Genomic DNA, 9,457 nt, shown 5'->3' with positions numbered 1-9,457 from the left:
GATTTTTATTTAAATTACAATATATCTATTGATGAATTTATAAACTCATTTGAGAATGTTATAAAAGAAATTAAAAAAGATTTGAGAAATATTAGTAAAGAAAAAGACACTAAACATTACATGATGTTGTTATTGCTGTTTTCTGTTTTAATAGATGGTGATAAATTGGATGCTTCTGGTACTGATGAATATTCTAGACCTTCTATTAATAGTGATATTGTTGATACGTATAAGAAAGATAAATTTACAAATTTCAATGATTTAAATAAAATAAGAGAAGATGCATATCAAGAGTTAATAGGTGGATGTGATGATGTTGATTTGAATAATAAAATATTTTCAATTACGTTACCTACTGGTTCTGGAAAAACACTTGGAGCTTTATCATTTGCAATGAAGTTACGTGAAAAGATTAATAATAGTTATGGATTTACTCCAAGGATTATATATTCTCTTCCATTTCTTAGTATAATTGATCAAAATGAGCAAGTTATAAAAGATGTTCTTTTAAAATCAAATTATAATACTTCTGATATTTTTTTAAAGCATAATTCTATGTCTGAATACAATTATACAATATCTGATGATGAAGAAATAAGAGAATTATCCCCAGATCATGCAAAAATGTTAATAGAAAGTTGGTATTCTGAAATTATAATAACCACATTTTATCAATTATTTTACACATTATTTAGTAATAAAAATAGATCTTTGAAGAAATTTCATAATATAACTAATTCCATAATAATTCTTGATGAAATACAATCAATTCCTGCTAAATATTGGGAATTGATTAGGATAATCTTTAATAAAATATCTGCTGAATTCAATATATGGATTATATTCATGACTGCTACACAACCAGCAATATTCAAATTAAATGAAATAGTACCTCTTATTATTAATGAAGAAAAATATTTTGATTATTTTAATAGGATAAATTATGTTTTCAGAAAAGAACCTATAATGTTAAATGAATTTAATGAAGAACTTATAAATGTTATAGAAGATAATCCAAATAAAGATATTATGATAGTATTGAATACAATACAATCTTCACTGGATGTATATAATTATATTAATGAATATTTGCAGGAGGGTATTGAATTATATTATCTTTCAACGAATATAATTCCAAAACATAGACTTAGTAGAATTAAGAAAATAAAAAACTCAAATAATCGAAAATTAATTATAACAACACAATTAATTGAAGCAGGAGTGGATATTGATGTTGATATAATATATAGGGATTTTACAGTAATAGATAGTATTGTTCAAACTGCAGGACGATGTAATCGTAATGCTAAAAAAAATAAAGGTATAGTTAACATAGTGAAACTAACAAATGATAATGGGAAAAAATATTGTGATTATATATATGATTCTACATTACTTCGATTAACTGAAGAATTAATTAATGATTATTCCTCGAACATAATCTCTGAAAAAGAATTTAATAAGAATATTATTAAAAAATATTATGAAGAATTATCAACCAGAAAAAGTAATGATAATTCTGTGTTCAATGATATAGAAAATATGAATTTTGCTAATATTATGAGAAACTTTAACTTAATAGATCATAATTTTGAAAAACAGGATGTATTTATAGAAGTAGATGAGACTGCATCACAAATATGGCAAAAATATGAAAGAATATGTTCAGATAAAATGAATAGTTATGAACGAAGGAGTGAATTTAAGAATATACGAAATCAATTAAGAAATTATATGATATCTGTGCCTTGTAAAAAATTAGGAACAACTCCATTAGAAAAAAACATGTTTTACATATCACAGGAAGATCTTGAAAGAAAATATGATATTGAGACAGGTTTCATATTTCACGATGAAGAAACTGCATATATAATATGATGATTAAAATGATGAAAACTTCTGAAATAACAGGTGTAATGATACAATATTATATGACCTGTCCTCGCGAATTATGGCTTTATTTAAATCAAATAAATATGAATTATGATAATGATGATATTGATATCGGAAAATTAATTCATGAAACTAGTTATAAACGAGAAAAAAAGGAAATAAGAATAGATAATGTAGTATTTGATTTCATACAAACAAATGATAAATTAACAGTTTTTGAAGTGAAAAAATCAAGTAAACTCACAATAGGTGCAAAATATCAACTTTATTATTATTTATATATTTTGAAAAAAGCAGGGATAGATGCTGAAGGCATGCTTGTTTTTCCAAAAGAAAGAAAACGAATCCCTATAATACTAACTGATGAAATTATAGATAAAATTGAGAAAATACTCCAAAATATCAAACAAATAGCAACACAAGAAAAACCACCTCAAGAAGAACAAAAACCATATTGTAAAAGATGTTCATATAATGAATTATGCATGATTTAAGAGGGTGATTATATTAAGGAAACATTACATCTAAATTCTATGGGAATTCTATATAGAAAAGAAAATACACTTAAATTTAAAAATAAAGATATGGATATAAGTATACCAATCCATGCTATCAATGAAATAAATTGCTATGACAAAGTATCATTAAAATCAGGTGCAATAACATTATTACAACATGAAAAAATCATAGTTAATTTTTTTAATAAATATGGTTATTATACAGGATCACTTTATCCAAGAATAAATTTGAATTCTGGAATGATTGTAGTAAAACAAGCATTAACTTATGATAATAATCAAAAACGATGTTTCATTGCACATGAAATGGTTAATGGAATGAAACATAATATGATAAAAACATTAAAATACTATAAAAAGAAGGGAAAAAATTTAAATGATTACATTGAACAATTAGAAAAAGAACCAATACTTGATGGAAATATAAATAAAATACTGAGCTCTGAAGGAAAACTATGGCAAACATACTATCCATCATTCAATCAAATAACTAAAAAATTCCCCATACAAAAAAGAGAATTTAGACCACCTACAAATGAAATGAATTCTTTAATTTCATTTGGTAACTCATTACTATATACAACAACACTCTCAGAAATATACCATACTTATCTTCATCCCTCAATAAGCTTTCTACATGAACCACGTGAAAGAAGATTTTCTCTAGCATGTGATCTAGCAGATATATTCAAACCATTAATAGTAAGTAGAACAATATTCAAATTAGTAAATACAAACATGATTAATGAAAAACATTTTACACATGATGCAGGAGTATATCTTAACAAAAAAGGACGAGAAAAGTTCATTCAAGAATATAATAACAAACTGAAAACCACAATAAAACATCCAACATTAAATAAAAAAGTATCCTACAGATATCTTATAAGATTAGAAGGATATAAATTAATTAAACACATGTTAGAAGATAAAACATATGAAAGTTTTAAAACATGGTGGTAAAATGTATATTCTAATAATATATGATATAAATGTACATAGAGTACATAAAGTATATAAATTCTTAAAAACATATCTAACATGGATTCAAAACTCCGTTTTTGAGGGAGAAATAACAAAATCACAATATAAAACAATAATCCAAAAACTTAAAGAATTAATTGATGAGGATGAAGATTCAATAATTATATATAATATACCTGAAAAATATATTAATAGAGAGATAATTGGGATTGAAAAAAATCCAATAAATTTTATACTCTAGGTCCACCTCCCCTAGTTTATACACTATTGGAGGTAGACAAAAATAACTACTATTTTTGAGCATTCTAAACTCATAAATAATAAAAATACGGAAAAAATTCCGGCGTTTAAAATAGACTATATAGTATGGAAACATTCTCCTTCAGGGGTGTATGTGCCGTGATGGATTCCGTTTAAAATAGACTATATAGTATGGAAACCCTGTGGCTAGTGCTATTGAAAAAATAATAGTACATGTTTAAAATAGACTATATAGTATGGAAACTTCATTATATGAACAGGATAAAAAAGAAACTCCTGAAAGTTTAAAATAGACTATATAGTATGGAAACCATTACCTGAGCATGTATGGACTGGTCTCATGCTAGTGTTTAAAATAGACTATATAGTATGGAAACCATTTCATCCTCTTCAATCCGTGGAGCAAGAAGGAAAGAGTTTAAAATAGACTATATAGTATGGAAACAGTGATATTAATTTGTTCAAAACAAGTTTTGATGCAAGTTTAAAATAGACTATATAGTATGGAAACTGGGTGGGATAAAGTACGGTTCACAAGCCATTTTAATGAAGTTTAAAATAGACTATATAGTATGGAAACTTTATTGTTGCTTTGATTTCTTCAAGTTCTGTTATGTGTTTAAAATAGACTATATAGTATGGAAACACTAGTCAAACAACAGCAGATACTACACAACTCATAGTTTAAAATAGACTATATAGTATGGAAACTTTCCTGTTCAATATAAGGAGTATAAAGGGCATTTAGTTTAAAATAGACTATATAGTATGGAAACATTGTTAATTCAAAATCAGAGCCTAATTGCATACTCGTTTAAAATAGACTATATAGTATGGAAACGTGAGTGTAGCTGTAATAGTAAATTCTGTGTTAACAAAAAGTTTAAAATAGACTATATAGTATGGAAACCTCTGTAATTTCTCATATATACTCTACTTACACAAAAATGTTTAAAATAGACTATATAGTATGGAAACTATATTTGATAATGTTATATCATTAAGTTATGAATATCGTTTAAAATAGACTATATAGTATGGAAACATTTAAAACTTGGAAGTAAAGGAGAAACCGTAAAAGAGTTTAAAATAGACTATATAGTATGGAAACAATACTATGCAGTGCTAATATAGTAATAGAAAGCATGTTTAAAATAGACTATATAGTATGGAAACCCGTGCAACTGGTCATGCAGTAGAAGGAAAAGATTGGGTTTAAAATAGACTATATAGTATGGAAACATATTTCATTCATTGTATTTTCTGAACGAAATAATTGGTTTAAAATAGACTATATAGTATGGAAACGTGATTCAGAAAAAGAAAAAATCAATCGTTACTACTCGTTTAAAATAGACTATATAGTATGGAAACTTCATTTTTTTCACTTCCTATTATTGAGGGGGTGAGGGTTTAAAATAGACTATATAGTATGGAAACGTATATATCAACTCAGCGAAAAATAGGAAAGTTGAGAGTTTAAAATAGACTATATAGTATGGAAACTTGACATTGTCAACTATTGAATTATACAATTCTTGCGTTTAAAATAGACTATATAGTATGGAAACTTGAGTATGACGACATAAGAAAGGACAGAGTAACAAGTTTAAAATAGACTATATAGTATGGAAACATTCTTGTTTTGTGAAAATTGAAGTAAGTTCTTTATTGTTTAAAATAGACTATATAGTATGGAAACAATCATCACGGGTTGGTATATCTTTAATTGTTTCAACGTTTAAAATAGACTATATAGTATGGAAACACAGAAGAAGAAAATAAACAATTAAGTAAAAAAATATTTGGTTTAAAATAGACTATATAGTATGGAAACCACATATGATTTCTATTACTATATTAAGCTCCTATACGTTTAAAATAGACTATATAGTATGGAAACAGTAAATCCTGCCATTTTTCGACATTGCTTATTAAAGTTTAAAATAGACTATATAGTATGGAAACAGCGAGGACGACAAAGAAAACTATTTGTACGGCCTCGTTTAAAATAGACTATATAGTATGGAAACTAGTTGTTGTGTGTTGTTGTGTTGCAACTTGTTATTTAGTGTTTAAAATAGACTATATAGTATGGAAACTAAATACCAAGTCGACAAAGGAACAACTACAACAGATCCGTTTAAAATAGACTATATAGTATGGAAACCATTATCTGTGAAGTTTTTAGCTTTAAATCCAATACTTCGTTTAAAATAGACTATATAGTATGGAAACCCGTGATAGCAAATCTATGCAACTGAATAATATGTAGTTTAAAATAGACTATATAGTATGGAAACCATCAATGAAATCAGTTAATATTTTCCGAATGGCTTCGTTTAAAATAGACTATATAGTATGGAAACATAAATCATTATATATCATTATTAATTACCCCCTAATTGTTTAAAATAGACTATATAGTATGGAAACTGCTTCTCGTGAGAAAATCACGAGAAAAATAAACAAAGTTTAAAATAGACTATATAGTATGGAAACTTTTTTATTCTAAGCTTTGTCTTATTTTTGCTCTTGTGTTTAAAATAGACTATATAGTATGGAAACTAACTTATAACTTGCATAAGCAAGAATTGTACAATACGTTTAAAATAGACTATATAGTATGGAAACGATTATAATTCTGTTTTTAATCATGAGGAAATCAAAGAGTTTAAAATAGACTATATAGTATGGAAACTTTAATACTATTCTTGTGTTTCCATCCTCAAATACTGTTTAAAATAGACTATATAGTATGGAAACAATCACTCTCTATTTGTTCTATTTTTTGTTTGATTCTGGTTTAAAATAGACTATATAGTATGGAAACGGCTTAGAACTAGACACAGCACACAACGACGGAGAAGAGTTTAAAATAGACTATATAGTATGGAAACTACAATTCTGTTACAAAAAATTTGCGTAATGCATGTGGTTTAAAATAGACTATATAGTATGGAAACTACATTCAGCTACACTTTCACAAGAAAATTATAATAGTTTAAAATAGACTATATAGTATGGAAACGAATGTTTAAACCAGAAGGACAACAAACAGAATATAGTTTAAAATAGACTATATAGTATGGAAACTGTGGAATGGAAGTGAAAAAATGAAGGATAATCGATAGTTTAAAATAGACTATATAGTATGGAAACCGGGGCAAGAAGACCAAAATTTGAAAATCTGTCACGGATGGAGTTTAAAATAGACTATATAGTATGGAAACATGATATAAGGGTTCAAATCCCTTCACTTCCAATTCCGTTTAAAATAGACTATATAGTATGGAAACATTCGTCTTCATAGTCTGTTAGTGTGGTTAGAAATTTGTTTAAAATAGACTATATAGTATGGAAACATAAATGTGACAAATGAACTAAGAGAAATGAATAATAGTTTAAAATAGACTATATAGTATGGAAACCCTATTTTGAATGCTCTTATTTTTGTGAATAACTTAGTTTAAAATAGACTATATAGTATGGAAACCTTTTCTCATCTTCGGACATTGTCCAGTTCGGTTTCGTTTAAAATAGACTATATAGTATGGAAACATGTTTCTGCGGTTTCTAATGCAAAATTACATAAATAGTTTAAAATAGACTATATAGTATGGAAACAAAGAATTAGGATTACGAATGCAAAGTGAAGGAAGGCCAGCGTTTAAAATAGACTATATAGTATGGAAACTCGAAAAATGGTGAGACCATTGGTGAAATTGACTTTTAAATAGACTATAATAGTATTAAATTCTCATTGTATGATTTTGATGGGTTAAATTATTATTTAATTGGATTTATCGAATGATTTATATAGTTTGAAGTTATATATAATTATAATCATTGTAAGGAGTGATATTATGGCAAGTTTGAAAAATATATTATTGGTTATAGTAGTTCTTGTAGTTCTTGTTGGTATTGGATGTTTTTCTTTTTTAGTTAGTGATGATAGTTCTAATGTTTTAACTGTAAATAATACTACAAATGGGACTGTTGGAAATGTTTCTTTGACTGAAGATGTGTCTTCTGGTTCTGGTTCTGATGTAAATCCTAGTGGTGGTTCTTCTCAGGATCCTGATACGGAGGTTCATGTTTCTATTTTTACTGTGAGTGAGAATGAGACTGGGCAGAATGAGGGTATGGAACCTGGGGTTTATAGGATGACTTGGACTCCAAGGGATGGTCCTATTAGTGTTGAAAAAGTAGGATAATTTTTTCAGGGTTTTCTAGATTTTTAGGTATTCTAGAAGCCTTGTTTGTTTTCTTTTTTTGGTTTTCTTTTGATTTTTTATTTTTCATGTTTTTGAGGGTATTGGTTCTAATATTTCATTCTAGAAGTTGTTGTAATTTTGTTTTTGTATTGTATTCTTGTTGTATGGCTATGTGGTTTGTATTTTATGGCGGAATGTTTAAATAGGTGGGGGTTGAATTTTATTAATAGAGGAGGTATTTTTTTTAATGAAAAAGTTAGGTTTTGGTTTGATGAGATTGCCTTTGTTTGATGAAGGGGATTATAGTAGTGTTAATCAGGATTTGGTTAATCAGATGGTTGATTTGTTTATGGATAATGGTTTTAATTATTTTGATACGGGTTATGTTTATCTTGGTGGTAATAGTGAGAAGTCATTTAGGAAGGCTGTTGTTGAAAGATATTCTCGTGATAGTTATGTGATTGCTGATAAGTTACCTCTTTTTGATTTTGAGGATGTTGGCCAGATGCAAGTTATATTTGATAAGCAGCTTGAACGTTGTGGTGTTGATTATTTTGATTATTATTTGCTTCATAATGTATCTACTATGAATAGTGCAAATTTTATTAAGTTGATCCCTTTAAATTTATTAGGGATTTAAAGGATTGTGGGAAGGTTAAGCATATTGGTATTTCTTGTCATGATTCTCCTGAGTTTTTGGATGATGTGTTGGGTAATCATCCTGAGATTGAATTTGTTCAATTACAGATTAATTATCTTGATTGGATGGATAATAATATTCGGTCTAAGGAGTGTTATGATGTGGCATGTAAATATGGGTTGCCTGTGAGTATTATGGAACCTTTGAAGGGTGGTGCTTTGGTTAATGTTCCTGAAGGTGTACAAAAATTATTTAAAGAGTATGATTCTGAACGTAGTATTGCTTCTTGGGCTATGAGGTTTAATCTTTCTCTTGATAATGTTTTTATGATATTGAGTGGTATGAATGCGCTTAATCAAGTGTATGATAATATTCATACAGTGAATAATTTTAAAGAAATGAGTGATGAAGAGCTTATTATTTTGGATGAAGCTGTAAGTATTATTAATAAGACAATGGAGATTAAATGTACTTCTTGTAATTATTGTATAGATGCATGTCCTGTTAATATTAATATTTCTAAGTTTTTTGAATTGTATAATGCTCAGAAAATGTTGGATCAAAAGCATTTTATGGTGTTGTATTATAGAAATTTTATTTCTGATTCTGGTAATGTAAAGGCAAGTGAATGTCTTAAATGTAATAGGTGTGTAAGTTATTGTCCTCAGCATATTAATATTCCTGAGAATCTTGAAAAAGTTGTGGATTTATTTGAATCTTAAATATTTAATATTTTTGGTTTTAAACATTATTTTTTTTCTTTGAATTAGGGGGGGTTTACACTTGCAATGCTCCGTTTCAAGTGTATTTTCTTTGTTTTTTCTATTTTTTTCAAACTTCCTATTTTTGATACTATTTGATGTATATGTTGTGGTTGTTTTTTGTGTTTTTCAGGTACTTTTTTAGTTAGTTGTTTGAAATTTCAAATCCTTGTTTTTGTTCGC

General features: G+C 27.1%; 7 protein-coding genes and 1 CRISPR repeat array. All 7 genes read left to right on the top strand.

All coding sequences use genetic code 11. From position 1 onward, the window contains the following. On the top strand, window positions 1-1,878 hold a 1,878-nt coding region (gene cas3 / locus NL43_RS07900), incomplete at its 5' end, for a CRISPR-associated helicase Cas3' (protein WP_084790473.1). Between the two features lie 8 nt (window positions 1,879-1,886). Continuing rightward, window positions 1,887-2,387 (top strand): CRISPR-associated protein Cas4, encoded by a 501-nt coding sequence (cas4, locus tag NL43_RS07895; protein ID WP_069593512.1) that lies wholly within the window; start codon window positions 1,887-1,889, stop codon window positions 2,385-2,387. 39 nt (window positions 2,388-2,426) lie between these two features. Beyond that, a complete protein-coding gene (gene cas1b / locus NL43_RS07890; protein ID WP_084790472.1) occupies window positions 2,427-3,374 on the top strand; it encodes a type I-B CRISPR-associated endonuclease Cas1b in 948 nt (315 codons plus the stop codon). Continuing rightward, window positions 3,349-3,636, top strand: coding sequence for a CRISPR-associated endonuclease Cas2 (gene cas2, locus NL43_RS07885; protein ID WP_371325651.1), 288 nt, complete (start codon window positions 3,349-3,351; stop codon window positions 3,634-3,636). Before cas1b ends, cas2 begins: the two co-directional genes overlap by 26 nt. A gap of 104 nt (window positions 3,637-3,740) precedes the next feature. Beyond that, a CRISPR array of direct repeats spans window positions 3,741-7,414; the repeat unit is 29 nt; unit sequence GTTTAAAATAGACTATATAGTATGGAAAC. Window positions 7,415-7,522: 108 nt separating this feature from the next. Continuing rightward, complete coding sequence (locus NL43_RS07880) at window positions 7,523-7,873, top strand: hypothetical protein (protein WP_069593508.1); 351 nt, start codon at window positions 7,523-7,525, stop codon at window positions 7,871-7,873. 247 nt (window positions 7,874-8,120) lie between these two features. Next, window positions 8,121-8,513, top strand: a complete 393-nt coding sequence (locus tag NL43_RS08505; protein WP_198923199.1) for an aldo/keto reductase — start codon at window positions 8,121-8,123, stop codon at window positions 8,511-8,513. Next, window positions 8,501-9,235: an aldo/keto reductase gene (locus tag NL43_RS08500; RefSeq protein WP_371325652.1), complete on the top strand. Its 735-nt coding sequence runs from the start codon at window positions 8,501-8,503 to the stop codon at window positions 9,233-9,235. Before NL43_RS08505 ends, NL43_RS08500 begins: the two co-directional genes overlap by 13 nt. The last annotated feature ends 222 nt before the right edge of the window (window positions 9,236-9,457 follow it).

It is taken from the genome of Methanosphaera sp. WGK6 (assembly GCF_001729965.1).
GTDB lineage: Archaea > Methanobacteriota > Methanobacteria > Methanobacteriales > Methanobacteriaceae > Methanosphaera.
Note: the sequence above shows the minus strand (reverse complement) of the source record. Positions and strands in the feature narration are given on the sequence as shown.